Genomic DNA, 26,968 nt, shown 5'->3' with positions numbered 1-26,968 from the left:
TGGCTCCGGGGGACCGGGCGGGCAGGGTACAGGGGACAGTTCACCCCACTGCACCGGGCGACCTGCTCGCGCCACGTTCCCGGTGCACCCGGATCATGGATACATTCACGGCACTTCGCATCTATGAGCGAGCGGAGAGACGTTCTCACGGTCACGCCGCCAGTTGACGCTTCAGACGCGCCCGCCGCTGTTTAGTGCGGACGAGGCGCGCAGCGTGATCGCAGGTGCGGCAGATGATACGCTTGCCATCGTGGCGGTTCCGATCAACCGCGAAGGACGCAGCCGGTAGGACGGCTTCGCAATCAAAGCAGTATTGCGAGCCCTCGGGCACGATCAGGGGCGGTTGTTTGCGAGGCCGTCCCATGGTCAGCTCACCTGGTTGAAGGACGCGGCGGGGGTGTCGACGTAAGTGACCTGCGTCAATCCGCCCCCCAAGTCAGTCTCGATGGCATCGTCAGGCGGAAGTTCTCCACGGAAACGGGAGAAGTCGTCAGCTTCAAGGTCGCGGGGGATCGCAGCCCAAGCTTCGACATGCGTCAAAGTCGTCATGATGGTTTCCTCATAATCGGGATTGTGCAGGGCTGGGGTGTCATCGTCCGTCGCGATTGAGGCCCCAAGGCTCTTTGCCCGAAGCGGCTCGCGCTGGTTTCGGCGGAACCGGCATAGGTTCTTCGGGGGCATCGAGGGGTTCGGTGCGAGTTGTAGTGGGGCGAGGGGCGGGAGCCTTCTCCAGCTGCCGCTTTCCCTCACCCGGCAGGCGGACCACGGGTGCCCCGATGTCGACCTGGACTATGCCGCTCCGCAGGACCGTGGTGGTCTCACGGTTCCGGTCGGAATAACCGGGAGCGTCCGGTCCATACGGGTCAGGACCGGACGCTCGTTCATACCGCACCCCGTGCCAGCGTCTTCCGCTAACGGAGTACCGCGCCATTAGCCGATATGGTGACGGCGGTTGGCAGCGAAGGCTGCGGCCAGATGCTCGACTTCCTCGCGTTCGAGGATTTCATCAGCCATGGCGCGAGCCTTCGACATTCGAGCAACCTGCGCCTGGGACTGCTTTGCGCTCTCGACTGCCTCGAACAAAGCACGCTTGAGGCGGCGTTCGCCTTCAATGCCTTCGAGTGCCGCGAGCTTCCGCATCAGGTCGGCATGGCGCAGCTCAAGGCCGCGCCGGTTATCGCCTTCGACACGATAGACGGTCTTCGTCAGCTGCTCACCGGTCACCGGATCAACGCCGGTCACGTCGAGGCGGACGACTTCGTTCAACGAGTTCATGATCTCCGCCGCATCCGCTTCGACCTTTTCCAGGTCGCGCTGGAGTGCAAAGGTTTCTCGTTGGTACTGATTTGCACCGGCACCGAGGCCGAGGCGCACACGCACGCCGAGCGAGTTCTGTCGGAGAGCTGCGACGGTGAACTCATGTTCCTTCTGGTCGCGGCTTTCCCCAGCGGGCATCCCGACAATCTTCAGCTCTACCTCGCGACGCATAGCGTCGGGAAGGGCACGAGCCGTAAGCCGGGCAGGGGCGCGGAAGTCACCTTCGATTTCGATAGGGCTTGGCGTCGCGTGCGGGTCGAAGTGGCTGATCGAAGTGGCCAGTTCTTGGTCTTCGGGATCGATGTCGTAGGACCGGAGCTTGTGGAAGGTCTCCGAACTGCCGGTCGTGTCCGCAACCAGCGGAGTCGGTGGGGTCATGAGGTCGGGCATCACTGTTCTTTCGTTAGGGGCGCTGGAGGGGCGCAAGGATGCTGGCAGGACGCCAGCGGTCGACCGTCGGACCATGGAGGGGCACGACGGGGCTTTTGGTCACTCTGACCAAAACTGAATTGGGAGGGTGGCGGTGGTGCGCCTCGCTACGCCCCTCCCGGAAGCAAGGCGCACCACAAGGGACCTCGACCCGCTACGTCAGCCGGGAGGTCACCTGTCTGGGGAAGAGGGAATGGTGGAGGTGGGCGGGCCTGAAGGTGTCCTTCAGTTACACCTAATAGTTTCCCACCTCCGAGGGTGGGTGTTAATTGCGGATGGGGCACGCGCTAGGCGCTTTCCCCACCTCGCTTTGCTAGTCGACCCAAGCGTACAGCAACGCTGTCTCTCCTCCCTGCCGCCACTGAAACCGCAGGCGACCCGTACCAAAGTCGACCACGACACCGGTTAGCAAGACCTTCAGCGCGGCATTAATAGCGGCGCGGTCGGGACCGTCCTCATGCTCTATAAGGTCCTGAAGGTTGCCCAGCCGAGTTTCTATTAGGCCCCGGTCGGCCATCGCGCGCTGTTGTTCCAAGGCTTCAAGCTCCGTTCGCATAGAACGAAGCTCCGCCTGCACCCTTCCCATTTTACGCATGGTCGCTTGCAACGGCTCGCGTTTCAAGGCGTCGGACAGGTTCTCTAAGTGGTCCTCCGTTCCCCAGATTGCCGCTTCTAGGTTCCGCCGCTGTTCGTCACAGTCATGCCCGCCGTTCGCGGTAGGGTATCCGTCCAGGAGCGCCGCCCAGCCCTGAAGGAACGCGGCTTCCACCTGTTCAGCCGGGACGGAAACATAGCGGCAACCGGCCTTCGCCTTCGCGGAGCTACAGACGAGCTTGGGAACCCCAGCTTTGCCCGGTGCGCCCTTGTTCACTCGACCCATGGCCGAGCCGCAGAGGGGGCAGCGAGCCAATCCAGCGAACACATGGGCAATCGTGCGGCCTGCGTTGCGGCCACGGGGCGCGTGGGCGTTGCCGTCCTTCAACGCCCGTACCGCCAGCCAATCGGCTTCCGTCACCACAGCCGGGAAGGCTCCAGGCACGGCCTGTTCGTGAACGCGCACGCGCTGTCCATCCATGAACCGAATTTGGCCGGGGATCAGGGTTCCGATAACGGCCGGGTTCCGCAGGACTTTGGACACGGTGGATCGGTGCCAGTGCTTGCCCCTGCCCAGCATGGGCACGCCTTCCAGCTGCAACGTGGCGGCAATGCCATGTTCCCCTATTCCCTTCAGGGCCATGGCGAAGATGCGGCGGACAACGGCAGCTTTCGGTGCGTCGACGGCCCACCTCCCGTCATCGGTTGGGATCAACCATGACGGGCCCCGCTTAGTGAGCCGTTCGGCGGGGTTGGCGCGAACCCTTTGCCGCTTGGCGTCCCATGCTTCCGCCACCCGCCGTCCCTTTGTCTTACTCTCCTCATGAGCCCTCCAGGACACCATAAGGGCAATCAGTAACGCCGTGGGGTCGGTGTCCAGGCGCTCGGCGGTGTAGTGTTGGTCGTCCGAGAGGGTGACAATCGTGACACCATTGTCGACGATGTCGTCGATGAGCCGCTGCGCCTTGCGGGGTGCCATGCGGCTAATACGATCCAGACTTTCTACCAGGAGAAAGGAACCGTCCTCGATCAATCCGCGTCGGCACGCTTCCAGGAACCGGCTCAATCCACCGTCGACCGCATTGGTCCCCCTGAACGCCGAGACGCCTTCGTCGGTGATGCTAAGGCTTAGGTCCAGTTGGTAGCCATGCCGGGCTGCCCAGCGGTCGGCCGCGTCCGCCTGCCGACGGCTGCTATCGCCCTTGGATTGCTCCGGCGTTGACCAGCGGGAATAGCTGTAGACCTTCGGTTGTGACGCGGGTGTGCGGGGAGCGGGATTGATCGGCTGGAGGTACATAGCGGGTCCTTCGGGTTTCCATCTGTCGATGGTGGGGGCTAATTGCGGTCCCCGAAGTCCTCTAAGTGTTGATGGTCGGGCCGCCAGGGGCGGGCAAGTCGTTGCTCGCGTCGTGCCTGCCCGGCATCCTGCCGCCGCTCGACGCCGCCGAGGCACTGGAAGTGTCGATGGTCCAGTCGGTGGCCGGGACGCTGACCGGTGGACGGATGACCCGCGTCCGGCCGTTCCGTACTCCGCATCATTCGGCGTCGATGGCGGCGCTGACCGGCGGCGGATTAAAGGTCAAGCCGGGCGAGGTCAGCATGGCGCATCTGGGCGTGCTGTTCCTCGACGAGCTGCCGGAGTTTCAGCGGGCCGTGCTCGATTCGCTGCGCCAGCCGCTGGAGACGGGGCAGGTCAGCGTGGCGCGGGCCAATGCGCACGTCACCTTTCCGGCGCGGGTCCAACTGGTCGCGGCGATGAACCCGTGCCGTTGCGGGCATCTAGGCGATCCGGCGCTCGCCTGCGCCCGCGCGCCGCGTTGCGCTGCCGATTATCAGGCGAAAGTGTCCGGTCCGCTGCTCGACCGGATCGATCTGCATATCGAGATGCAGGCGGTCAGCGCCGCCGATCTGGTCCTGCCGCCGCCCGCCGAAGGATCGGCGGAGGTGGCCGCACGCGTAGGGGCGGCGCGGATGGTGCAACGGTCGCGCTATGCCAACACCGCCACCCGCACCAATGCCGAGGCGGACGGGCCACTGCTCGATACGCATGCCACGCCTGACGATGCGGGACGCGCGCTGCTGGCGCAGGCGGCGGAGACGATGCGGATGTCGGCGCGCGGCTATACGCGGGTGCTGCGCGTGGCGCGGACGATCGCCGATCTGGATGGCATCGAGCGCGTCGGGCGGATGCAGATCGCGGAGGCACTGAGCTATCGGCGGCGTCCGCCGGTGAGTTGAACGGTTGCAACCGTCCCGATTTAACGACAGTTTCGGTAGTGCAACGATAGGAGCATGAAGATGGAATGGATGTTCTTGCCGTTTAGGCGGTTCGCCGATTTTTCCGGGCGGTCGCGGCGCATGGAATACTGGATGTTCGCGCTGCTGAATATTCTGGTGGCGTTCGCCTTTGTCATGGTGGCCATATTGGTCGGCGGCGGTCTGAGCGCGATAGGGCAGATGGAGCGCGGCGCCGGGGCGGGTCTGATCGTCCTTGCGCCGTTCGGCCTATACTATGTAGCGATCTTGATACCGTCGCTGGCGGTGCAGGTCCGGCGGCTGCATGATCGCGACATGAGCGGCTGGTGGCTGTTGCTGTTTTATGTCCTCAGCCTGATCCCGGTGGTCGGGTTCTTCGCGTCGATCGCGCTGCTGGTGCTGGCGTTCCTGCCGGGTACCGAAGGGGACAACCGCTTCGGACCCGATCCGAAGAATCCGCAAGGTCCGCTGAACGTATTCGATTGATCGTGACGTCGCGCCTTCGGTCGAAGGCGCGACGTCCGTTTCCTACTGTTCCTGTTCCTGCTGCGTCTGATCGCTGGCGTCTTCGGTGCCGGTGTCCTGCGTCTGTTCGCCGCGGGTCGAGCGCGACGTCATGCCGGTCGCCGAGGCATCGTCGAGCACCTGTTCGTCCGGCGCGATCGGCGGCGGTGGGGGAAGGTCGTCGGCGGGGGCCACCGCCGACAAGTTTTCCACGACCGGCGGCGGCGCAGGCTCGAACGTCGGTTCGGGCGAGGGCGGCGGTGCTTCCTCGTCGAACGCGCTGTTCTCGATCGGGGCGCTTTCCGGTTCGGGATCGGAGCACGCGCCAAGTCCGGTCGCCAGCAGCAGTGCGCCGCCCGCCAGCATCATCGTCCGCATCCGGTCGGTCATCGTCATCCCCCTCATTTCGCGGCCAGTTCGCTGCGCGCGGAGCGTGCCGCGATCTTGTTCGCCAGCACGCCGTCCCATTTATACGGGTCCTCGCGGAAGCTCATCGTCCCGTTGGGCGTCGCGAACGCGGTCCAGTACAGCAGATACACCTTGACCGGGGTCGCGACCTGCGCCCGCACCGTCTTGCCCGACGCCAGCACGGTATCGATCTGCGTATCGGGCCATTCGGGCGTGGTCTTCAACAGCAGCCGGGCCAGATCCTCCGGCTTTTCCAGCCGGACGCAGCCATGACTGGCGAGCCGGTCGAACCGTCCGAACCCCGCCTGTGCCGGCGTATCGTGCAAATATACCGCGAACGGGTTGTCGAAATCGAACTTGAACCGGCCGAGCGCGCTCTGTTCAGACGCCTGTTGCAGTCGCTTGCCGCCGTTGCCGGTATCGATCACGCGGAAACCGTTGCGCCGCAGATAGCCAGGATTGGCGCGCTCCTTGGGCCACAATTCCTTCTCGGCGATCGACGAGGGCACGTTCCATGGCGGATTGAGAACGATGCTGTGGATCGTCGAGGTCAGCATCGGCGTCTCGTCGCCCGGACGGCCCGTCACCGCCTTCATCGACGTGACCGGCGAATCGCCGTCGAACACCGTCAGCACGGCGGCGGCGATATTGACCTGAATACGGTCCTTTTCGAGCTGGGTCGGCAGCCAGCGCCACCGTTCCATGTTCGCCTTGATCTGCTTGATCCGCTCGCCCACCGGCACGTTGAGCGATGCCAACGTCTGTGCACCCACCTGTCCGGCGGGGTTCAGCCCATAGCGGCGTTGCGCCCGGCGTACGGCGTCGAGCAGTGATTGGTCGAACATGTCGCCCGTCGCCGTGACTGCCGTATCCTCGACCGCGAGCCGGCGTCGCAGCGCCGCGACCTGCGCGCCACGACCGCCCAGCCGCAGTTCGGAGCCGAGGCCGACGGGTTGCCACCCCCCTGCCGCCGCGATCTTTCGATAGCGGGCCAGTCCGGCGACCAGCGTGTCATAGCCGGCATAGGGCGGCGGCAGTGACGCGACCCATGCCGCCAGCCGTCCCCGCGCCACGGCGTCGCGGAACGAGGGCAGCGGATCGAACGGTTGCGGGCGCATCGCCCAGTCGGTCTGGAAATCGGCGGTATCGAGCCGCCCGGAGCGGACCGCATGGGCGTGGTCGAGCGCGGCCTGCACCAGCGCCGGGCCGGTCAGCGTCGCGATGGCTTCGCGGTCCTTCAACCCCTGCGCGACGGCGTCGCGCGCCAGCAGGCGGATGAGTTCGCTTTCCTGCGTCGCGGTCAGCACAGGCAGCGGCTGAGCCGCCGGGACGGGCTGTACCATCGGCGTGTTCGGCGTGATCGTTGGTACGACCGGCGGCGGCAGCACCTGTGCCGATCCGGTCCCTGCGGCGGTCAGCACGATGCCGGACAGCAACGTGGCGCGCAGGGCGATGGCGAAGCGGTGGCGGGTATCGAAAATCGCTGTCATCCTCACAAAGATCCGGTGGGGGTCATACCTATACGGAATCAACCTGCTCCACGATGAACCGTTCCCCCGTTGCCGGCATCCTAGCACAGGGTGGGGGCAGATTCGCACCCCCATTCACGACAGGTGCCGCTTGTCCAGTTTTCGCGCCAGCGTGCGGCGGTGCATGCCCAGCCGCCGTGCCGCTTCGGAGATATTGAATCCGGTATCGGCCAACGTCTGGTGAATATGTTCCCATTCCAGCGTCTTGATCGATGTCGGCGCGGCCGTCAGATCGGCCTGCGTATTTCCTTCGACCTTTGCGAAGGCGGCCTCGATCTCGTCGGTGTTGGCGGGTTTGGTCAGGTAGTTGGTCGCGCCCAGCTTGATCGCCTCGACCGCCGTCGCGATGCTGGCGAACCCGGTCAGCACCACGATCCGCATCGTCGGATCGATCGCCGACAGCGCCGATACACATGCCAGCCCCGATGCGCCGCCCAGCCGCAGGTCGACGACCGCGAAGCCCGGTGCGAACCCCCGCGCGACATCGTCCAGCCGATCGGGGCGGCCGATCACCTCGACGGCATAGCCGCGCCGTTCGAACGACCGGCACAGCGTGCGGGCAAAGGTGGCATCGTCCTCGACGATCAGCAGGCGGGGGGCAGGGGCGGTCATCGCGTCTTCTCCAGCGCCAGCGACTCGACCGGCAGGACGAGGCTGGTTTCCGCGCCGCCGCCGTCGCGGTTCAGCGCCTCGATCGTGCCGCCCAGCGGACGCAGCACGTTGGTGACGAGATACAGGCCAAGACCCGCACCCTGCCGATCCTTGCTGGTATTGTATGGCTTGCCGAGGCTCGACAAGATGCGGTCGGCGAAGCCGTTGCCGTCGTCGCGCACCGTCAGTCGCAGCATCGGCCCGTCGCGCAGCGCGATCAACGCGATCGATCGCGCGCCTGCCTCCAGCGCATTGTCGAGCAGGTTGGTCAGTGCCTGCGCCAGTGCGCGGTCGGCGACGATCGGAATATCGGGACCCAGCCGATCCTCGAACGTCGCGCGGCCCGGGTCGCTGCCGCGCCAGCGATCGAGCGTGTGGGTCAGGAAGGTACGCAGCGTCGTCCGGGTCGGCGCCTCACCCGTCACTTCGCCCGCCGCGAACAGGATGCCCGAGACGATATCCTTGCAGCGCGCGACCTCCGCCCGCATGTCGTCGACCTCCGCTGCGAAGCGCGGATTGCGGCGGATCGCCGGCTCGTTCTTCCAGTCGCCTAGCAGGACCGAGATCGACGACAACGGGGTGCCGAGTTCGTGCGCCGCGCCACTGGCGAGCAGGCCCATGCGGACGATATGCTCCTCTTCCACCGCACGCTGATGCAGATGCGCGACCTTCGCATCGCGATCGCGCAGGTTGGCCGCGATCCGCGTGACGAAGGCGACGAGCAAGGTCGCCGCCAACACGAAGTTGATCCAGTTGCCAATCAGGAACGCGTCGGACAGGCTGCTGGCATAGCCCGGCGGCAGCGTCAGCGGGCGATGGAACGGTCCAAGAAGTGCGAACGCCGCGCCGGTAATCGCAACCAGTGCCCAGCTGGACCAGATGTCGAGCAGGATCGCGCCGATCACGACCTGAAGCAGGTACAGCGACACGAACGGATTGCCCGCCCCGCCCGACAGATAGAGTTGCGCGGTCAGTGCCGCCACGTCGAGGACGAGGGCGAGGAACAGCGGCAGGTTGGTGTCGCTCCATCGCGAACGTCGCGCGAGCGTGGCGAGGTTGAGGAGCACCAGCGCGGCCAGCACGCTCGCCATCGGCACCAGCGGCAGGCGGATGCCGAGCAGACCGTCGACGACGAGGATCGTCGCCAGCTGTCCGCCGACAGCCAACCAGCGCAGTTGCACCAGCAGCCGCATGTTGCGGCCCGCACCTTCGGACGGCAAAGGCCGGGGCGGTGGGGCTGGGGAAAGCTGCATCGGGCGCATGCTACGCCTCCGCGCGCCGCCGCGACACCATCCATGTCATGCCGGCAAGCAGCGCGGCGAGGCCGAACCATGTCAGGGCATAGACGAGGTGGCTGTTGCGGAAGGTGACGACGGTCAGCCCGCCGCGCGGCCATTCTAACCCGGGGGCGGCGGCGGCGTCGATGAAATATGGGGCGACGGTGCCCAACCGCTGCGACCCAGCGATCGCGGCGACGTCGCGCGAATACCAGCGGCCGCCCGCCGGGTCGTTCGATCGAAGGAAGCCGCCGCCCGGTTCACTGACACGCAGCAGTCCGCGAACGGTCACCATGACGGGGGGCGGGTCGACCCGGCCACGCCGGTCGGGCGGTACGAACCCGCGATTGACCAGCACGGTGAAGCCGCCGGTATCGAGCGGGGTCAGTACCCAGAAGCCGCCACCCAGCGCGGTCGCCGCCTGGACATAGGTATCGGCGGCGGGGCGGTAGCGCCCGGTGGCGATCACCGGGCGATAGACGTCGTTCGCACCGATCGCCGGCCACGCCGCAGGGGGCGGGGCGGGGACGGGCGGCTGGCGCAGCATCGCCTCGGTCCGGGCGATCAGGTCCAGCTTCCACGTCCGCCGCTGCAACTGCCAGACGCCCAGCGCGACCAGTCCGGCGATGACGAGGCCGATCAGCCCGCCGATCAGGACGCGCCGGGTGGTCACATCGCGCTCATGTCTCCGCCCATCTGGGGCATCATGTTGAGGTTCATATGATACATGACCCACAACGACCCGGCGAGGACGATCACGACAAGGATCAGGGTGAAGATCAACGCCATCAGCGTCCAGCCATTCTCCGACTTCGTGTTCATGTGCAGGAAGTAGATCATGTGGACGACGATCTGAACGACGGCGCAGACCATCACCAGCCCGGCGGTCAGTCGCGGATCGGCGAGCACGCCGGTCATGACCAGCCCGAACGGGACCGCCGTCAGCAGCACCGACAGCAGGAAGCCGATGACATATTGCTTGCGCGACCCGTGCGCCGGGCCGTCGGCGTGATGCGATGCGTGGCCGGCCATTACAGCACTCCCAGCAGATAGACGAAGGTGAAGACGCCGATCCAGATGACGTCGAGGAAGTGCCAGAACAGCGACAGGCACATCAGCCGGCGCATATTCGCGGGCTTCAGACCGTGGCGTGCGACCTGCACCATCAGCGTGACGAGCCAGACGATACCGAAGGTGACGTGCAGTCCGTGCGTGCCGACCAGCGTGAAGAACGCCGACAGGAACGCGCTGCGCTGCGGCCCGGCGCCTTCGTGGATCAGGTGGCTGAATTCGTACAGTTCGATGCCGAGGAACGCCAAACCGAACAGTCCGGTGATCGCCAGCCAGCCGAGCGTCGACGACTTCTTGCCTTCCTCCGCCGCGATCATCGCGAAGCCGTAGGTGATCGACGAGAACAGCAGCATCGCGGTGTTGATCGCGACCAGCGGCAGGTCGAACAATTCCTTGGCGTCGGGGCCACCGGCGGTGCTGCCCGAATAGACGCCGTAGGACGCGAACAGCATCGCGAAGATGAGACAGTCGCTCATGAGATAGAGCCAGAAGCCGAGCATGGTGCTCGACCCCTCCGCATGCTCATGCTCTTCCTCAAGATGCCAGACGCGGCCTTCCGCGCCGGCGGGAACCTGTGACGAACCCATCGTTATGCCCCCGCCGCCTGGAGATCGGCGCTACGCCGCCGCTCTGTTTCGACGACTTCCTCGACCGGAATGTGGAAGTCGCGGTGATAGTTGAACGTGTGGTAGATCGCGACGCCGATCACCGCCACGAAGCTGAGCGCGGCAAGCCACCAGATGTACCACACCATCGCCAGACCAAAGACGGTCGACAGCCCGGCCAGCGCGATGCCTGCCCATGTGTTGCTGGGCATATGGATCGCGGTGAAGCCCTTCTCAGGCCGCGCGTATTTGTGGCTCTTCATGTCGTACCACGCGTCCAGATCGTGCACTACCGGGGTGAACGCGAAGTTGTAGTCCGGCGGCGGCGACGAGGTGGCCCATTCGAGCGTACGTCCGCCCCATGGATCGCCGGTGAAGTCGCGCAGCTTCTCGCGGTTCATGATGCTGACGGCGATCTGCACAAGGAAGGCAGCAATGCCGACCGCGATGATCGCGGCACCGACGGCGGCGATGATGAACCAGATCCGCAACGACGGATCGTCGAAGTGGCGCAGGCGACGCGTGATGCCCATCAGTCCGAGGACATAAAGCGGCGTGAACGCGACCCAGAAACCGACGAACCAGCACCAGAAGCTGACCAGCCCCCATTTGCGGTCGAGCTTGAACCCGAACGCCTTGGGGAACCAGTAGTTGATGCCCGCGAACATCCCGAACACGACGCCGCCGATGATGACGTTGTGGAAATGTGCGACGAGGAACAGCGAGTTGTGCAGCACGAAGTCGGCAGGAGGCACCGCGAGCAGCACGCCGGTCATGCCGCCGATCGTGAAGGTCAGCATGAACGCGATCGCCCACATCATCGGCAGTTCGTAGCGGATGCGGCCCTTGTACATCGTGAACAGCCAGTTGAAGATCTTGGCCCCCGTGGGGATCGAGATGATCATCGTGGTGATGCCGAAGAAGCTGTTGACGCTCGCACCCGAACCCATCGTGAAGAAGTGGTGCAGCCACACAAGGTACGACAGGATCGTGATGACCAGCAGCGCGTAGACCATCGATGTATAGCCGAACAGGCGCTTGCCCGAGAAGGTCGATACGATTTCGGAGAACACGCCGAACGCCGGCAGGATCAGGATGTAGACTTCCGGGTGACCCCAGATCCAGATCATGTTGACGTACATCATCGGGTTTCCACCCAATGTGTTGGTGAAGAAATTGGTCCCGACATAGCGGTCGAGCGACAGCATCGCCAGCACGGCGGTCAGCACCGGGAAGGCGGCGACGATCAGGACGTTGGTGACGAGCGCCGACCAGGTGAAGATCGGCATCTTCATCAGGCCCATGCCGGGCGCGCGCATCTTGACGATAGTCGCGATCAGGTTGACGCCGGACAACAACGTGCCGACACCGGCCAACTGCAAGGCCCAGATATAATAGTCGACCCCGACATCGGGCGAATAATCCAGTCCCGACAATGGCGTGAATGCCAGCCAGCCGGTACGGGCGAATTCGCCGACGAACAGGCTCGACATGACGATCACCACGCCCGACGTGGTCATCCAGAAGCTGAAATTGTTCAGGAACGGAAACGACACGTCGCGCGCACCAATCTGGAGCGGGACGATGTAGTTCATCAGCCCGGTCACCAGCGGCATCGCCACGAAGAAGATCATGATGACCCCGTGCGCGGTGAACACCTGGTCATAGTGATGCGCGTTGAGGAAGCCTTCGTTCTGGCCGAACGCCAGCGATTGTTGCGCACGCATCATGATCGCGTCGGCGAAGCCGCGCAGCAGCATGACGATGCCGAGGATCATGTACATGATCCCGATGCGCTTGTGATCGACCGTGGTGAACCATTCCTTCCAGAGATAGCCCCACAGTTTGAAATAGGTCAGCGCCGCCAGCACCGCAGCGCCGCCGATGGCGACCGCGATGAAGGTCATCACGATGATGGGTTCGTGGATCGGGAAGCTTTCGAGCGTAAGTCGCCCGAAAATAGTCTTGATGAGGGTGTCGGACATGATGTCGGTCTCAGCCTTGCGCCGGAGCGGGGCGGCCCGGCAGCGCGGGCGGCGCGATGCGGGTCATGTTGCGATTGGCGTCGTTGCCGGGATCTTCCTTGCCCGGCGCGCCTGCCGAACCTTCGGGAGCGCTGCTGTGCGGACTGGTGCCGATTTCGTCGGCATTTTTTTCCAGTGCGCCTTTGGTGCGGTCCTGCGATTGCGGCAGTCGGTTGTTGGTTGGTCCCCCAAGCGCACCGTCCTTGCCGCCGTGATGCATGCTTTCGGTCATGCACGGCGTGCCGGGGCGGACGCACATCTGGACGATGCGGTCGAAGATGCCGCGTTCGATGCCGCCGATCGCGATCGGCTTCACGTTCTCGCTGGGCTTTTCGAGTTGCAGGTAGCTTGCGGTCGTCAGCCGGGCCGGCGCGGCCCGCATCTGCGCGACCCAGCGGCCAAAGCCCGCATCGTCGGTCGCGGTGACCGGGAAGTTCATTCCCGAAAAACCCGCGCCGCTATAATGCGCCGACATGCCGCGATAGTCGCCGGCCTTGTTCAGGACGGCGTGCAGCTTGGTCTCCATCCCCGGCATCGTGTAGATCATGCCGGCCATGGTCGGTACGTAGAAGGTGTTCATCACCGACGACGACGACAAGCGGAAGCGCACCTGCCGATCGACCGGTAGCACGAGCTGGTTGACCGTCGCGATCCCCTGTTCGGGGTAGATGAACAGCCATTTCCAGTCGAGCGAGACGACCTGTATCTCAAGCGGCTGCTGCCCCTTGGGCACCGGCTTGCCGTCCGAGATCTGGCCGATCGGGCGATAGGGGTCGAGCAGATGCGTGCTGATCCACGTCAACGCGCCGAGTGCAATGACGATCAGCAGCGGACCCGACCAGATGACCAGTTCAAGACCGGTCGAATGGTCGAATTCGGGATCGTATTTCGCCTTTTCGTTGCTCGCCCGGTATTTCCACGCGAACCACACGGTCAGCAACATCACCGGAACGATGATGAGCAGCATCAGGCCAACGGAGATAAGGAGCACGTCCGCCTGTTGACGGGCGACGTCGCCGGCGGGGTTCAGCACGACCATGTCGCACCCCGCCAGAAGCGGCAGGATGCCGAGCGGCAGGAGCGAACGCAGTGGCCGGTGCCACGGAAGCGAGCGAGGCTGGATCATGACGGCGACCTATGCCTGTCGATGCTGCACTGCGATAGGACATTTTGTCCTATCCCGAAGTTTGGTGCAGTGCGATAACGGGTTTCATCATCTTATCCCGCGCGTGTCCCGCGCCGTACCCTGGAGTTCCGTATGGCCGAGGCCGTCGTCCATTCCCGTGAAGTCGAGGCCGATGCCCGGGCCGTCAACACAAGCGGTGACATCAACGTCCAGTCGGAGGAGATCGCGATCGGGGTCATCATCGGCCGTACGTCCGAGTTCTTCGACTTTTTCGTGTACGCGATCGCATCGGTGATCGTGTTCCCGCAGTTGATGTTTCCCTATGTCGACCGGCTGACGGGCACGCTCTATTCCTTCGCGCTGTTCCCGCTGGCGTTCTTTGCCCGTCCGTTCGGCACGCTGCTGTTCATGTGGGTCGATCGGCGGCACGGGCGCGGCACCAAGCTGACGATCGCGCTGTTCCTGCTGGGCACCTCGACCGTGGCGATGGGCTTCCTGCCGGGCTATGCGCAGGTCGGCGCGTGGTCGGCGATCCTGCTGGCGGGGTTGCGGATCCTGCAGGGGCTGGCGCTGGGCGGCGCATGGGACGGGCTGGCATCGCTGCTGGCGTTGAACGTGCCGCAGGAACGTCGCGGCTGGTACGCGATGATCCCGCAGCTGGGCGCACCGTTGGGCCTGATGGTCGCCAGCGCGCTGTTCGCGTTCTTCACCGCGTATATGAGCGCCGAAGACTTCATCGCATGGGGCTGGCGCTATCCGTTCTTCGTCGCGTTCGCGCTGAACGTCGTCGCGCTGTTCGCACGTCTGCGCATCGTGGTGACGCCCGAATACACCGCGCTGTTCGAGAATCGCGAACTGAAGGCATCGGCAGTGCTGCCGACCGTGAAGCGCGAATGGAAGACGATCCTGATCGGCGCGCTGGTGCCGTTGGCCAGCTTCGCGCTGTTCCACATGGTCACCGTGTTCCCGCTGTCGTGGATCTTCCTGTTCACCGAACAGACGGTTGCACGGTTCCTGTGGATCGAGACCGCCTGCGCCGTCTTCTTCATCTTCGCGATCATCATTTCGGGCGTGCTGGCCGACCATGTCGGACGGCGGACGCTGCTGGGCATCGGCGCGGTCGCGATCGCATTGTTCTCCGGCCTTGCGCCGCTGTTGCTCAACGGCGGAGATGCGGGCGAGATCGCGTTCATGATCACCGGTTTCATCCTGTTGGGCCTGTCGTTCGGCCAGTCGTCGGGGACCGTGGCGTCGAACTTCGCCAAGGATTCGCGCTACACCGGCGCGGCGCTGACGTCGGATCTGGCATGGCTGTTCGGGGCCGGTTTCGCGCCGCTCGCCGCGCTGGCGCTGGCGGGCAAGCTGGGCCTGTTCGCCGCTGGGCTGTATCTGGCGTCGGGCGCGATCGTCACGCTGCTCGCGCTGCTGCTGAACAAGGAACTGGCGCGCCGCAACGATTGATCGCGGTGCGGTCGCCGATCCTAGCGCTTGCCGCCGCCGTCGTCGCCATCGCGCCGGCGGCGGCGCAGCCGATGCTGGCCGACCCGGTCGCGACGGCGGTGCTGTCGCCCGACGCGGCATTGGCGCAGGACGCGACCGAAGTTGCCCGCATCCGTGGCATCAGTCCCGAACAGGCGTTGGCGGACCTGCATGCGGAAGAGGCGACCACCGGGCTGACCGAATGGATCGAGGGACGGTATCGCGACCGGCTGGCCGGGATCGCGATCGACCGAACATCGGGCTTCCGTATCGTCGTCCGTCTGACCGGCGACAAGCCTGTCGCCGATGCGGCAGTGCGCGTCGGCGATGCGACGGTGCCGGTCGAGTTCCGTACCGGTGCTGGCGCAACCCGCGTAGCGATGCTGGCGGCGATCACACAGCATCAGGCGACGATCCGCGCGATGGTGCGCCGCCCGCCCGCGATGGGGGTCGATCAGCGGCACGGCGCGCTGGTCGTGCTGATCGGAGCGGTCGATGCGCGCGGCGACGTCGCTGCGTTGCGTCGTAGGATCGCGGCGTTGACCGGCGTGCCGGTGCGTATCGCCACATCCGACCAGCCCGACATCGATCTGATCGACGAGGTTGCAGGGGGCGGTCGGGTGGTCGGCACGCACCCGGTCGATGGCCGCCGCTATGCCTGCACCACCGGGTTCGTCGTGGCCGCCGGCATCCGTACCGGAATCGTCACCGCCGCGCATTGTCCCGATGCGCTGTCCTATATCGACGGCGATCGACGTGCGACGCCGCTCGACTTCGTCGGGCAATGGGGCTGGGGCTTTCACGACGTACAGGTGAATGCGAGTGCCCAGCCGCTGCGTCCCGTCTTCTATTCGGACACCGCGCGCACGGTGTTGCGCCCGGTGACCGGACAACGCAGCCGGGCGTCGACCCGCGCGGGCGACATGGTGTGCCATCGTGGCGAGCGCACCGGATATAGCTGTGCCGAGGTCGAACTGGTCGACTTCGCGCCCGGCGGCGATCTGTGCGGCGGGGCGTGCCTGCCGACATGGGTGACGGTGGCAGGCCCCGGATGCAAGGGCGGCGACAGCGGCGGGCCGGTGTTCATGGGCACGACGGCGATCGGCATCCTGAAGGGCGGAAGCTACCGCGCCGACGAATCATGCGCATTCTATTATTACATGTCGCTCGACTATCTGCCCGACGGCTGGACGCTGTTGCGCGAACGGACGGGGTAGGCTTTCAGGGGACGATGCGCTGACCGTCCCACGCGAAGCAGCCGCCGCTGTCGCCCGTGCCCAACCCGTCGAGGACCGCCAGCAATTTCGCCGCGCTGTCGGCGGGTGTGAACAGGCGATCGGCTGGCACCCGCGCCTTAAACGGACGGCTGAGGCCGGTGTCGACCGTACCGGGATGCAGCCCGACGCACCGTGCCTCCGGACGGCTGCGCGCCAGTTCGATCGCGGCGCAGCGTACGATCATGTTGAGCGCGGCTTTCGACGCACGATAGCCGTACCAGCCGCCGGTGCGATTATCGCCGATGCTGCCGACTCGCGCCGACAGCACGGCGATCGTCGCAGGCCGGTCGCGCGCCAGCAACGGCGCGAAGTGTTTGAGCACTAGCGCGGGTCCGATCGTGTTGACCGCGAACAGGCGTGCGAGCGTCGCGCCGTCAAGTTCCTTCAGCGCGCGTTCCGGCATGGCGTCGCCTTCGTGCAGCATGCCGGTGGCGCAGATCACGGTGTCGACCGGCTGGCTGATCGTGCCGGCGGCGGCGGCGAGGCTGGCTTCGTCGGTGACGTCGACCGACGGGTTACTGCCACGGGACAGCGCGTGGACGTGATCGGCGCGAGCCGCCAAGGCGTCGACCAACGCCGTGCCGATGCCGCCGGACGCCCCGATGACGATGGCGACGCTCACCAGCCCATCGACCCCGGACCGCCCTTGAACGGTCCGGCAAGGTCGGGCGCGATCCAGCCGCCGTAGAATTCGCCGGGCTGTGGCGTGACGCGTACGCCGTCGACGAAGCATCCGTCCATCGCGCGGGCGTAGAAGGCGACATGGTCGCGCAGTATTGCAAAGCTCGGGGTAGGGGAGGGATAGGACCATGCGGCGCGCGGACGGACGATGTCGGCGACGGCGACGTCCCAATAGACCGCCGACCCTTTCCATTCGCAGAACGATCCACCGCCTGCGCGGCGCAACACGTCGGGTGCGATGGCATCGGGCGGCAGATAATAGGTCGGCGGATGGCTGGTTTCCAGCGTACGGACCGCGTCGCGCGTTTCCGCGATCACCCGTCCACCGAGTTCGATCCTGATATGACCCGCAAACGGCTGCGCGATCGCCGGACGTGGAAAGTCCCAGACGCTGGTTTGTCCGGGAAGGGCGGGGTCGCGACGGGGCACGCCCTTCCCAAGCATCGTTGGGGACGATGGTTCCGTACCGGGCTTCACATCGGTGCGGACGGTGCCCAACTGGGCCGGATGAGCCTTCCCGACACCGCCGCCCCGCCTGCCATTCCCGCCGCCACGTTGATCGTCCTGCGGGATAGAGCCGATGGGCCACCGGCCATATTGATGGTCGAACGCGCGCAGGCGATGGCATTCGCGGGCGGGGCGCTGGTGTTCCCGGGTGGGCGGATCGACCCCGGCGACCATGCGTTGGCGGTGACGATGGGCGATTCCGACCTTGCACCGCGACTGGCGGCGATCCGCGAGACGATCGAGGAAGCGGGCGTCGCGATCGGCGTATCCGGCGACGTCGCCGCGATGCGCGGGAAACTTGCCGATGGCGCGACGCTGGGCGCGATCGGACCGGTCGATGCGTCGGCGCTCGTCCCCTATGCCCGATGGCAACCCGACCGGGCACACGCGCGGGTGTTCGACACATGGTTCTATCTGGCGCGCTGGCCCGACGGGGCCGCCGATCCGGTGGTCGACGCGACCGAGAATGTCCGCGTCTTCTGGACCACGGCGCAGGACGCGATCGATGCCGCCGATCGCGGTGAGGCGTCATTGGTCTTTCCGACGCGCCGGGTGCTGGAACGGCTGGCGACGCATAGCGACAGCGCCGCCGCGTTCGCCGCCGCCGCCGCATGGCCGGTGCGCAAGATCACGCCGTGGACCGAAACGCGCGAGGGCTGCGACTGGCTCTGCATCCCCGACGACATGGGCTATCCGGTCACCGCCGAACCGGTCGCGCGGGTCGTGCGCGGGTGAGAGCGCTGTCGGCGGGTCTGCGCACGCTGGTCTGGCTCGCCGTCCTCGCCGCGATCGGCTTCGCACTCTACGCCTTTGCTCGCAGCCGGCCGCAGGACGTGCCGTGGACGCCGCTCGACCTGTCGCAGCCGGTGGGGATGTTCACGCGCGGCAAGATCGGCGACCTGCGCGGCGATTTCGCCGGATGCCGGGCGCTGCTGGACCGCGCCGGGGTGCGGTACACCGCGCTGCCGGTGCGCGATGCGGCGGGGCAGTGCGGCTATGACGACGCTGTCCGGCTGCGTGGTGGCGGCGCGCGCAGCATCGCCTACGCCCCCGCCGATGTCGGCGTGACGTGCCGGGTCGCGACCGCGCTGGCGCTGTGGGAGTGGCAGGTGGTGCAGCCTGCCGCACAGGCGAGATTCGGCAGCGAAGTCGACCGGATCGAACATTTCGGCAGTTACAATTGTCGGCGGATGTACGGCCGCGATTCGGGGGCGTTCAGCGAACATGCCACCGCCAACGCGCTGGATATCGCCGCGTTCGTGCTGGCGGACGGACGCCGGATAAGCGTCGTCGGCGACTGGACGGCGGGGTCGGGACGGGGCGATGCGGACAAGGCGGCGTTCCTGCGCGAGGTGCGCGATGGGGCGTGCAGTGTGTTCTCCACGGTGTTGTCGCCGGACTATAACGCCGCCCATCGCGACCATTTTCATCTGGATCAGGCGAGCCGGGGCACGGGCGGCGCCTGTCGATAGCAGGCAGGGATGGTCAGCGGCGCGCGAACCCCTACATAGCCGCGCATGTACCAGTTCGATATTTCCGCCGGCGCGAAGCGCGACCTGTACCGCGACCTGTCGTCCGCGCTCGACGCGCTGACCGCCGACGAACCGGATGCGACCGCCAACATGGCGAACGCGTCGGCGCTGTTGATGCAGTACCTCCCCGATCTGAACTGGGCGGGATTCTATCGCGCAGTCGATGACGTGCTGGTGCTGGGGCCGTTTCAGGGCAAGGCCGCGTGCATCCGCATCGCGATGGGCAAGGGCGTGTGCGGCACCGCCGCCGCAACGCGCACTACGCAACTCGTGGCCGACGTCCACGCCTTTCCCGGTCATATCGCATGCGACGCGGACAGCCGCGCCGAACTGGTCGTGCCGATCGTGGTCGGCGACCGGCTGGTCGGAGTACTCGATCTGGACAGTCCGGTGCAGGGACGGTTCGACGAGGACGATCGCGCGGAATGCGAGGCGCTGATGGCGGTGCTGGGTCCGCGGATCGCCTGACTCGGTGCGGGACAGCATGTGCCCCGTATCGTCCGTTGGCGCGGAACGACGGGCGGTGATACGGTCGGCGCGATCCATGCGTTGACCCGAAACGGAGCAGCCCGGCCGATGCCCTTCCCGTTCCCATCCGTCGCGATGGCGTTGGCGACCCTCGTCACCCCCGAAGCGGCGTTCGCCGCACCCGCCGAATCGTTCGTTCAGGCACCGCGATCGGGGCGTCCGCTCGTCCGGCCCGGTCAGCGGCGCGTGAACCTGCCTGGCCCTCGCTGGGGAGGGCGGGTGCAGGGACGCTGGGTTGGCGGCCAATATGCGCCGGGCGGCTGGGCGGCGTATCGCGTGCCGATCCGGGGCGGAGTCCTGCCGCGCTACTGGATCGCTCCCAGCTTCCATATTCCCGACTGGTCGATCTATGGCCTTGTTCGGCCAATGCCGGGATATGACTGGTATCGCTATTATGACGACGCCGTCCTCGCCGACCGGTCGGGGCGGGTTTTCGATCATCGCAGCGACATCGACTGGGATGCGCGCGACGACGGGCGCTATGTCCGCGACGACGATGCCGATGACGTGCGCTATCAGGACGATGGTCCGGTCGCGCGGCGGGACGACGGGGTAGGCGGCGCGGTGATCGGCGGCGTGGCCGGGGCGGTCGCGGGCAATGTCATCGCCGAACGCGGCAACCGGCTGGGCGGCACCGCGCCGGGCGCGGGCGTCGGAGCGCTGGCCGGGACGGCGATCGATCGCGCGGAAGATCGCGGGCGCGACGTGCCGCAGCGATATGATGACGGGTATGACGGCTATGGTGCGTCCTATCCGGTTCCGGATTACGACGTGCCGGTCGCGCCGGACGACGGTGACCCCTATGATCGGCGCGGGCCGGATATCGTCTATGCGCCCTATCGCGAACAGGTGCAGCCGACCGGGCGTGCCGCCGGACCGGTGCGGGGCGGCTATGTCGAAACCGTTCGTTCGCCGGGATATTCGACCACCACCACGCATAGCGGCGGCGGGTATGTCGCGGACGGCTACTATTATCCGCCCGCGACGGTCACGACGGTAACGGTGGGTTCGCCGGTCGTCACGACGACGACGACCGAGGAAGTCGTGACCTATTCGACGCCGCGCACCGTCCGGCGACGCGCGCCGGTCCGGTCGAAGACGCTGTGTCGCTGCTGATTATCGCGGGGGTCGTCCGGCGAAGGTCGTGATGCTTTCCGCGCCGCCAGCCGACAGCGCGGATACGCCGACGAAATGGTCGTCGACGATGATGCCGGGCAATAGCGCCTGCGTCCCCGTCACGTCGCGATGCGCGGTCCAGTCCTGCGCGTCGTTGCGCCGCCACCGGATGCGATAGCCCGCCGCGCCCGGCACCGCTGACCAACGCACCGTCGTATCGGTCGCCAGCGCACCGTCGATCGATACCCCGTCGGGCGCGGCCGGCGCGGCAGCAAGCCGGGCGATCGTCGCGACGTTCAGCGCGGTCACCTTCGCCAGATAGGGGAAGTCCATCCGGTCGATCGTGTCGCCAAGGACACGTCCGCCAACGGTGCGCAGATCCTGATGCTGTGCATCGTAATTCTCGACCCCGACCGAAAAGCGGATCGCGGGATAGCCGAGCTTCAGAAACGGTTCGTGATCGCCGCCGCGCCCGAATCGGTCGGGCCGGCGATCGAGGAACGCGTCCAGCCCGCCGGGGATCGTCGCTGCGATCGAATCGACTGCTTTCGCCAGCGCCCGCGACGGCCCGTCGTCCTCACCGCCCGCCGCGCGTCGCGCCACCTGCTGTTCGATCGTTTCCGATGCACGGATACCTTCGGAAAAGACGCGCACCCGATCGGCGACGCGGCGTCCGTCCTGCCCGATCGTATTGCCGACGATGTCGTTGTTCAGCACGGCGGTCACCGTCCAGCCGCGTTCGCGCGCGGTTTCGGCGAGCAGCTGCGCCCCCCACAACCCCTGTTCCTCGCCCGACAGTGCGGCATAGACGATCGTCGCATCGAAGCGCTGTTTCGACAGGATACGCGCGGCCTCCAGCACCAGTGCGACGCCTGATGCGTCGTCATTCGCGCCGGGGGCGTCGGCGGTAGCGTTCATCACGTCGCTGACGCGGCTGTCGATATGGCCCATCACGATCACGACGCGTTTCGGATCGCGCCCCTGCTGGAACCCCAGCACGTCGACGATGTTCACGCCGCCCGGCGCGCGGGGGCCGGTGAAGCCCCGCGCGATGTTGGCCACGGTGATGCAGTCGCCGCACCCATTGCCGATTCGCGTCAGTTCCGCCGCGAACCAGCGGCGGGCAGCGCCGATGCCGCGCGTCGGATGGTCCGGATCGGACGCCGTATGGCGCGTGCCGAAGCCGACCAACCGCTCCACATCGGCGCGCAAGCGCTCCGGTCTGGGCGTCTCGCGCGCGGTTGCGGGAAGGGCGACGGCGAGGAGGGGGAGCAGGAAAAGATAGCGCATCCCGGCAGCATGATCGCCAAGCCACGGTTTCTCAACCGCTTTCCTACGGAACGCATTCCAACGCAAAACCCACTCGTCCGATAGGTTTATTGCAGAAATAGAATGTTTGGTTTCGTTTTTTGCAATTGCTAACCATCCGGGTGCAGTGCACAACGACTGTGCCTTTCAGGCATCCTCTCCTAAAACTTTTCGGGGTCGGCGCTGCCGGCCCTTTTTTTTGTCCGGCGACCGCGCTAACGGCAATCCAGCCAGCGCTGCGCTGATGATAAAGAGGACGCTGCCGGGAACCCGGCGAACAGCAGCAGCCGCGGGGGGATGAGCGCGTATGATCCGCCGCTCTCCCCCGCACGGCACCTTCGATCCAGCGATGACATGCGTGCCGCCCCCGACTGCGGGGGTATGCGAACCGTTCAGCTCAACCGATCGATCGCTGCGCTGTCGAGACTGCCGGGGACGATCATGACCGGGACCGGCACCGCACCGGCATCGGTCCCGGCGAAATGGCTGACCAGCGGACCCGGCGCGCCGGTCGCGGCGGCACCCAGCACGAGTGCGGCAATAGCGGGATTGGCGGCGATCATCTCGCGCACGATGCGCGGGCCGTCGCCGACCCGGACCGTGACATGCGGTTGCAGCCCCGACTCGGCGATCAGCGTACCCGCCGCAGCCTCGACCAGCGCCTCGGCACGTTCCATCGCCTCTTCCTCGATCGTCGCCTGTACGCCGCCCCATGGCGCGAATTCCTGCGGTTCGACCAGCGCGAGCACTTCCACGCCGCCATGCGTCTTGACCGCGCGGCGTGCCGCGAAGCGCAACGCGACCGCGCTTTCCGGGTTCTCGTCGACCACCACCAGATATGTCCGCATCGTCATCCCCTTCGATCGTGGTCATGCGCCGTTGTACCGGCGTCGTGCAAGTCGGGTGCGCGGGGGTTGACCCGGACGCGCCCGGCGGCGAAGAGGCGAGGAGCCTGAGAGGACCAATTTGCCCCATGCCGATCGAGATCAAAATGCCCGCCCTGTCCCCCACCATGGAAGAGGGGACGCTGGCCAAATGGCTGGTCAAGGAAGGCGATACCGTCAAGTCCGGTGACATCATGGCAGAGATCGAAACCGACAAGGCGACGATGGAATTCGAAGCCGTGGACGAAGGAATGATCGGCAAGGTGCTGGTCGCCGAGGGTTCCGACAATGTGAAGGTCGGCGCGGTCATCGCGATCCTGCTCGAAGAGGGCGAGGATGCATCGGCGATCGGTGCCGCACCGGCCGAAAAGCCCGCCGCCGAAGCGCCCAAGGCCGAAGCGGCAGCACCTGCGCCCGCCGCTTCGCCGGCACCTGCCGCCGCCAATGCTGCACCGGCCCCCGCTTCGGGCGATCGCGTGAAGGCAAGCCCGCTGGCGCGCCGTATCGCCGCCGACAAGGGACTGGACCTGTCCGCGTTGTCGGGCAGCGGCCCCAACGGGCGCATCGTCAAGGCAGACGTCGAAAGCGCCAAGCCGGGCGAGAAGCCTGCGCCCAAGGCCGAAGCCGCGCCCGCGCCGGTCGCCGCCGCACCGGCGCCCGCCGCCGAAGCGCCGAAGGCCGCCGCACCGTGGTTCGACGATTCGATTCCGCACACGGTCGAAAAGCTGTCGAACATCCGCAAGACGATCGCGCGTCGCCTGACCGAATCGAAGCAGCAGGTGCCGCACATCTACCTGACGGTCGACGTCCGGCTGGACTCGCTGCTCAAGCTGCGTGCCGACCTGAACAAGTCGCTGGATGCGCGCGGCATCAAGGTGTCGGTCAACGACCTGCTCATCAAGGCGCTGGGCGTCGCGCTGGAAGGTACGCCGAAGTGCAACGTCACCTTCCTCGGCAACGATATGGTCCAGTATTCGCGTGCCGACGTGTCGGTCGCGGTGTCGACGCCGACCGGCCTGATCACCCCGATCGTGCGCGATGCGGCGAACAAGGGCGTCGCGAAGATCAGCACCGAGATGAAGGAACTGGCCGGACTGGCCAAGGAGAACAAGCTGAAGCCCGAACAATATCAGGGCGGTACGGCGTCGCTGTCCAACATGGGCATGTTCGGCATCAAGCAGTTCGAAGCCGTCATCAATCCGCCGCAGGGCATGATCCTTGCCGTTGGTGCCGGTGAGAAGCGGCCCTACATCGTCGATGACGCGTTGGGCGTCGCTACGGTGATGACCGCGACCGGCAGCTTTGATCACCGCGCGATCGACGGCGCGGATGGCGCGCAGATGCTGAAACTGTTCAAGGCGCTGGTGGAGTCGCCGCTCGGCCTCGTCGCGTAAATGCGTGCGCGGCTGCTGACCGAAATCGTCTATGTCGTCGCGGGACTGCTGGCGGCATGGACGATCGGAACGCTGTCGGCATGGTCCTATCCGCTGGGGCGGCGCGACATCTGGCTGGTGACGTGGGTTTCGATGGTGGTCGTCGCGGTGCTGGGGGGGCGTCAGATCCAGCGCGCGATGGCCGATGAACGTGCAAAAGGGGCGGTGGATGATCGTTGAGGACGCAATTTCCCCGCCACCCGGCCAGCCCGCGCTGCGCGTCACGGCGATGCCGGCGGACACCAATCCGTATGGCGATATCTTCGGCGGGTGGATCATGAGCCAGATGGACATGGCCGCCGGCCTCGTCGCTGCGCGTCATGCGAAGGGGCGGGCGGTCACGATCGCGGTCGATGCGATGCAGTTCCACGCGCCGGTCGCGGTCGGTGACGAAGTGTCGGTCTATACCGAAATCGTGAAGGTCGGTCGCACGTCGATGACGATCGAGGTCGAGGCATGGCGCCGCGACCGCTTCGGCGAGGCGACGTGCCGGGTGACGCAGGCGAAGTTCGTGTTCGTGGCGATCGATGAGCAGCGCAAGCCGCGGGTCATCGGGGGGTGAGGAGGTACGGATCGTTTTCCGTTCAGGCGGGAGCATTCGCGATCTGCGCGCTGGCGGCATCGTTCGTTGCCGGCCTTACCCTCCTGACCATTTCCGGTTCATGGACTTACGACCTTGGCAGTATGCTACTGGGGATCGGGGCGACCATGTTGTTGGCCGCACCGGTCGTAGTACTGGCCGGCCTGTTCGTCGCAATGCCACTGCATCACTTCGTGTTGTCCGGCACGTCGTTGCCGGTTTACCTGACGCTATCCATATTGGTTGCCGCAATGGCCGGATACGCTGCGGAGACCATGATTTTTGGTCACCTGTTTGTCGTGACGGGTTCGTTCGTTATCCCTGCCGCGGTTGCCGGTGGCGTCAGCGCCGGTCTGTGGCATCGTCTGGTTCGCAAGAAGAAAGTTTCAACGCATGGCTGATACCTACGACCTCATCGTGCTCGGCTCCGGCCCCGGCGGCTATGTCGCGGCGATCCGCGCGAGCCAGCTTGGCCTGAAGGTCGCGATCGTCGAGCGCGAGCGGCTGGGAGGCATCTGCCTCAACTGGGGCTGTATTCCGACCAAGGCGCTGCTTCGTTCGGCCGAAGTCTATCACTACATGACCCATGCCGCGCAGTACGGCCTGTCGAACGAAAAGCCCGCATTCGACCTGTCGAAGGTGGTCGATCGCAGCCGCAAGGTGGCAGGCCAGCTGAATGCTGGCGTCAAGGGTCTGATGAAGAAGAACAAGGTCGCGGTGCATGAAGGCATCGGCACGATCACCGCGAAGGGCAAGCTGTCGGTCAAGCAGGGCGACAAGACGGTCGAACTGGAAGCCAAGCACATCATCATCGCGACCGGCGCGCGTGCCCGCGACCTGCCGTTCGCCAAGGCCGATGGTGCCAAGATTTGGACCTATCGCCATGCGATGGTGCCGCCCGAAATGCCGACCAAGCTGCTGGTCATCGGTTCGGGTGCGATCGGGGTCGAATTCGCCAGCTTCTATCGCGACATGGGCGCCGAAGTGACGATCGTCGAGATGCTCGACCGGATCATGCCGGTCGAGGATGTCGAGGTCAGCGACTTCATGCTCAAGGCGTTGACGAAGCAGGGCATGACGATCCGCACCAAGTCCGGCCTCGAAAAGCTGGAAGTCGCCGGATCGGGCGTGAAGGCCGCGATCAAGGGGCCGGACGGCAAGGTCGAGACCGTCGAGTTCAGCCATGCGATCGTCGCGATCGGCATCGTGCCGAATACCGAAAATATCGGGATCGAGGCGCTGGGCATCGAAACCGATCGCGGCCACATCAAGACCGACGGCTATGGCCGGACCGGGGTGGACGGCATCTGGGCGATCGGCGACGTGACCGGCGCACCGTGGCTGGCGCACAAGGCGAGCCATGAAGGCGTGATCGCCGCCGAATCGATCGCACAGGCGCTGGGCAACAAGGACGTCCATCCGCATGCGATGGACAAGAACAACATTCCCGGTTGCACCTATGCCCGTCCGCAGGTCGCCAGCGTCGGCTATACCGAAGCCAAGGCGAAGGAAGCCGGGCATGAGGTCAAGGTCGGGAAATTCCCGTTCATCGGCAACGGCAAGGCGATCGCGCTGGGCGAGGCGGAGGGCTTCGTGAAGACGGTGTTCGACGCGAAGACCGGCGAATTGCTCGGCGCGCACATGGTCGGCGCGGAAGTGACCGAGATGATCCAGGGCTATGTCATCGCGCGTCAGCTCGAGACGACCGAGAAGGAACTGACCGAAACGGTGTTCGCGCATCCGACCATTTCCGAATCGATGCACGAATCGGTACTGGGCGCGTACGGCCGGACGCTGCACATGTGATCCGCGCGGGCGGCGCCGTTCGATCGGTGCCGCCCGGCGTTACGAC

28 protein-coding genes and 1 pseudogene are annotated in these 26,968 nt (G+C 65.9%); 13 read left to right on the top strand and 16 right to left on the bottom strand.

The features are described from left to right. Positions 1–366: 366 nt before the first annotated feature. The 3 genes from IFT55_RS03765 to IFT55_RS03755 all read right to left on the bottom strand — a co-directional run bounded on the left by IFT55_RS03765 (position 367) and on the right by IFT55_RS03755 (position 3,637). On the bottom strand, positions 367–549 hold the full coding sequence (locus IFT55_RS03765) for a hypothetical protein (protein WP_192089183.1): 183 nt from the start codon (positions 547–549) through the stop codon (positions 367–369). Positions 550–930: 381 nt separating this feature from the next. Further along, on the bottom strand, positions 931–1,707 hold the full coding sequence (locus IFT55_RS03760) for a hypothetical protein (RefSeq protein ID WP_192089181.1): 777 nt from the start codon (positions 1,705–1,707) through the stop codon (positions 931–933). Positions 1,708–2,059: 352 nt separating this feature from the next. Continuing rightward, on the bottom strand, positions 2,060–3,637 hold the full coding sequence (locus IFT55_RS03755; RefSeq protein ID WP_192089179.1) for a recombinase family protein: 1,578 nt from the start codon (positions 3,635–3,637) through the stop codon (positions 2,060–2,062). A gap of 65 nt (positions 3,638–3,702) precedes the next feature. On the opposite strand from IFT55_RS03755, the pseudogene IFT55_RS03750 reads away from it, so the two are divergent. Both IFT55_RS03750 and IFT55_RS03745 read left to right on the top strand, forming a co-directional pair. Beyond that, a pseudogene (locus IFT55_RS03750) lies at positions 3,703–4,578 on the top strand (YifB family Mg chelatase-like AAA ATPase); the annotation flags it as partial. Between the two features lie 60 nt (positions 4,579–4,638). Beyond that, on the top strand, positions 4,639–5,082 hold the full coding sequence (locus IFT55_RS03745) for a DUF805 domain-containing protein (RefSeq protein WP_192089177.1): 444 nt from the start codon (positions 4,639–4,641) through the stop codon (positions 5,080–5,082). Positions 5,083–5,124: 42 nt separating this feature from the next. Here IFT55_RS03745 and IFT55_RS03740 read toward each other — a convergent pair whose 3' ends face one another. From IFT55_RS03740 to cyoA, 9 genes are all read right to left on the bottom strand, one after another. Next, positions 5,125–5,490: a hypothetical protein gene (locus tag IFT55_RS03740; protein ID WP_192089175.1), complete on the bottom strand. Its 366-nt coding sequence runs from the start codon at positions 5,488–5,490 to the stop codon at positions 5,125–5,127. Positions 5,491–5,501: 11 nt separating this feature from the next. Next, complete coding sequence (locus IFT55_RS03735; RefSeq protein WP_192089174.1) at positions 5,502–6,998, bottom strand: L,D-transpeptidase family protein; 1,497 nt, start codon at positions 6,996–6,998, stop codon at positions 5,502–5,504. A gap of 114 nt (positions 6,999–7,112) precedes the next feature. Next, on the bottom strand, positions 7,113–7,649 hold the full coding sequence (locus tag IFT55_RS03730; RefSeq protein WP_192089172.1) for a response regulator transcription factor: 537 nt from the start codon (positions 7,647–7,649) through the stop codon (positions 7,113–7,115). Then, the gene (locus IFT55_RS03725; protein WP_249403544.1) at positions 7,646–8,941 is read right to left on the bottom strand and encodes an ATP-binding protein; all 1,296 of its coding nucleotides are present in this window, start codon (positions 8,939–8,941) and stop codon (positions 7,646–7,648) included. The genes IFT55_RS03730 and IFT55_RS03725 overlap by 4 nt, the downstream gene beginning before the upstream one ends. Before the next feature lie 10 nt (positions 8,942–8,951). Further along, entirely contained in the window at positions 8,952–9,638 is a 687-nt protein-coding gene (locus tag IFT55_RS03720; RefSeq protein WP_192089171.1) for an SURF1 family protein, read from the bottom strand. Then, the gene (cyoD, locus tag IFT55_RS03715; protein WP_192089169.1) at positions 9,635–9,997 is read right to left on the bottom strand and encodes a cytochrome o ubiquinol oxidase subunit IV; all 363 of its coding nucleotides are present in this window, start codon (positions 9,995–9,997) and stop codon (positions 9,635–9,637) included. The genes IFT55_RS03720 and cyoD overlap by 4 nt, the downstream gene beginning before the upstream one ends. Further along, entirely contained in the window at positions 9,997–10,623 is a 627-nt protein-coding gene (cyoC, locus tag IFT55_RS03710; RefSeq protein ID WP_192089168.1) for a cytochrome o ubiquinol oxidase subunit III, read from the bottom strand. Before cyoC ends, cyoD begins: the two co-directional genes overlap by 1 nt. 2 nt (positions 10,624–10,625) lie before the next feature. Beyond that, entirely contained in the window at positions 10,626–12,626 is a 2,001-nt protein-coding gene (cyoB, locus tag IFT55_RS03705) for a cytochrome o ubiquinol oxidase subunit I (RefSeq protein ID WP_192089166.1), read from the bottom strand. Positions 12,627–12,636: 10 nt separating this feature from the next. Next, positions 12,637–13,791 carry a ubiquinol oxidase subunit II gene (gene cyoA / locus IFT55_RS03700; protein WP_192089165.1) on the bottom strand — a complete coding sequence of 385 codons (1,155 nt, stop codon included), beginning with the start codon at positions 13,789–13,791 and terminating at the stop codon, positions 12,637–12,639. 132 nt (positions 13,792–13,923) lie between these two features. Between cyoA and IFT55_RS03695 the strand changes: the two genes are divergently transcribed. Together IFT55_RS03695 and IFT55_RS03690 are read left to right on the top strand one after the other, a co-directional pair. After that, entirely contained in the window at positions 13,924–15,252 is a 1,329-nt protein-coding gene (locus IFT55_RS03695; protein WP_192089164.1) for an MFS transporter, read from the top strand. A 5-nt stretch (positions 15,253–15,257) separates the two neighbouring features. Then, entirely contained in the window at positions 15,258–16,487 is a 1,230-nt protein-coding gene (locus tag IFT55_RS03690) for a hypothetical protein (protein WP_342029220.1), read from the top strand. Positions 16,488–16,491: 4 nt separating this feature from the next. Here IFT55_RS03690 and IFT55_RS03685 read toward each other — a convergent pair whose 3' ends face one another. After that, positions 16,492–17,169, bottom strand: coding sequence for an SDR family NAD(P)-dependent oxidoreductase (locus tag IFT55_RS03685; protein WP_342029219.1), 678 nt, complete (start codon positions 17,167–17,169; stop codon positions 16,492–16,494). Beyond that, on the bottom strand, positions 17,166–17,672 hold the full coding sequence (locus IFT55_RS03680) for a DUF427 domain-containing protein (protein ID WP_192089161.1): 507 nt from the start codon (positions 17,670–17,672) through the stop codon (positions 17,166–17,168). The genes IFT55_RS03685 and IFT55_RS03680 overlap by 4 nt, the downstream gene beginning before the upstream one ends. 63 nt (positions 17,673–17,735) lie before the next feature. Between IFT55_RS03680 and IFT55_RS03675 the strand changes: the two genes are divergently transcribed. The 4 genes from IFT55_RS03675 to IFT55_RS03660 all read left to right on the top strand — a co-directional run bounded on the left by IFT55_RS03675 (position 17,736) and on the right by IFT55_RS03660 (position 20,911). Next, positions 17,736–18,470, top strand: coding sequence for an NUDIX hydrolase (locus IFT55_RS03675; protein WP_192089159.1), 735 nt, complete (start codon positions 17,736–17,738; stop codon positions 18,468–18,470). Further along, positions 18,467–19,207, top strand: a complete 741-nt coding sequence (locus IFT55_RS03670) for an extensin family protein (protein ID WP_192089756.1) — start codon at positions 18,467–18,469, stop codon at positions 19,205–19,207. Before IFT55_RS03675 ends, IFT55_RS03670 begins: the two co-directional genes overlap by 4 nt. Positions 19,208–19,252: 45 nt before the next feature. Further along, positions 19,253–19,735 (top strand): GAF domain-containing protein, encoded by a 483-nt coding sequence (locus tag IFT55_RS03665; protein WP_192089157.1) that lies wholly within the window; start codon positions 19,253–19,255, stop codon positions 19,733–19,735. Between the two features lie 108 nt (positions 19,736–19,843). Further along, positions 19,844–20,911 carry an RcnB family protein gene (locus IFT55_RS03660; protein ID WP_249403543.1) on the top strand — a complete coding sequence of 356 codons (1,068 nt, stop codon included), beginning with the start codon at positions 19,844–19,846 and terminating at the stop codon, positions 20,909–20,911. Here the strand turns inward: IFT55_RS03660 and IFT55_RS03655 are convergent, their stop codons facing one another. Both IFT55_RS03655 and IFT55_RS03650 read right to left on the bottom strand, forming a co-directional pair. Beyond that, positions 20,912–22,201, bottom strand: a complete 1,290-nt coding sequence (locus IFT55_RS03655) for a M20/M25/M40 family metallo-hydrolase (RefSeq protein WP_192089156.1) — start codon at positions 22,199–22,201, stop codon at positions 20,912–20,914. Positions 22,202–22,611: 410 nt separating this feature from the next. Next, on the bottom strand, positions 22,612–23,067 hold the full coding sequence (locus IFT55_RS03650) for a universal stress protein (protein ID WP_192089155.1): 456 nt from the start codon (positions 23,065–23,067) through the stop codon (positions 22,612–22,614). Positions 23,068–23,192: 125 nt separating this feature from the next. Between IFT55_RS03650 and IFT55_RS03645 the strand changes: the two genes are divergently transcribed. From IFT55_RS03645 to lpdA, 5 genes are all read left to right on the top strand, one after another. After that, entirely contained in the window at positions 23,193–24,497 is a 1,305-nt protein-coding gene (locus IFT55_RS03645) for a pyruvate dehydrogenase complex dihydrolipoamide acetyltransferase (protein ID WP_192089153.1), read from the top strand. Further along, positions 24,498–24,716 (top strand): hypothetical protein, encoded by a 219-nt coding sequence (locus tag IFT55_RS03640; protein ID WP_249403542.1) that lies wholly within the window; start codon positions 24,498–24,500, stop codon positions 24,714–24,716. Continuing rightward, a complete protein-coding gene (locus tag IFT55_RS03635; protein WP_192089151.1) occupies positions 24,706–25,098 on the top strand; it encodes an acyl-CoA thioesterase in 393 nt (130 codons plus the stop codon). The genes IFT55_RS03640 and IFT55_RS03635 overlap by 11 nt, the downstream gene beginning before the upstream one ends. A 146-nt stretch (positions 25,099–25,244) precedes the next feature. Further along, positions 25,245–25,517: a hypothetical protein gene (locus IFT55_RS03630; RefSeq protein WP_192089149.1), complete on the top strand. Its 273-nt coding sequence runs from the start codon at positions 25,245–25,247 to the stop codon at positions 25,515–25,517. Beyond that, positions 25,510–26,922: a dihydrolipoyl dehydrogenase gene (gene lpdA, locus IFT55_RS03625; protein ID WP_192089147.1), complete on the top strand. Its 1,413-nt coding sequence runs from the start codon at positions 25,510–25,512 to the stop codon at positions 26,920–26,922. The genes IFT55_RS03630 and lpdA overlap by 8 nt, the downstream gene beginning before the upstream one ends. Positions 26,923–26,968: the final 46 nt, after the last annotated feature.

It is taken from the genome of Sphingomonas sp. CFBP 13720, from assembly GCF_014842075.1.
In the GTDB taxonomy this organism is placed as follows: domain Bacteria; phylum Pseudomonadota; class Alphaproteobacteria; order Sphingomonadales; family Sphingomonadaceae; genus Sphingomonas.
Note: the sequence above shows the minus strand (reverse complement) of the source record. Positions and strands in the feature narration are given on the sequence as shown.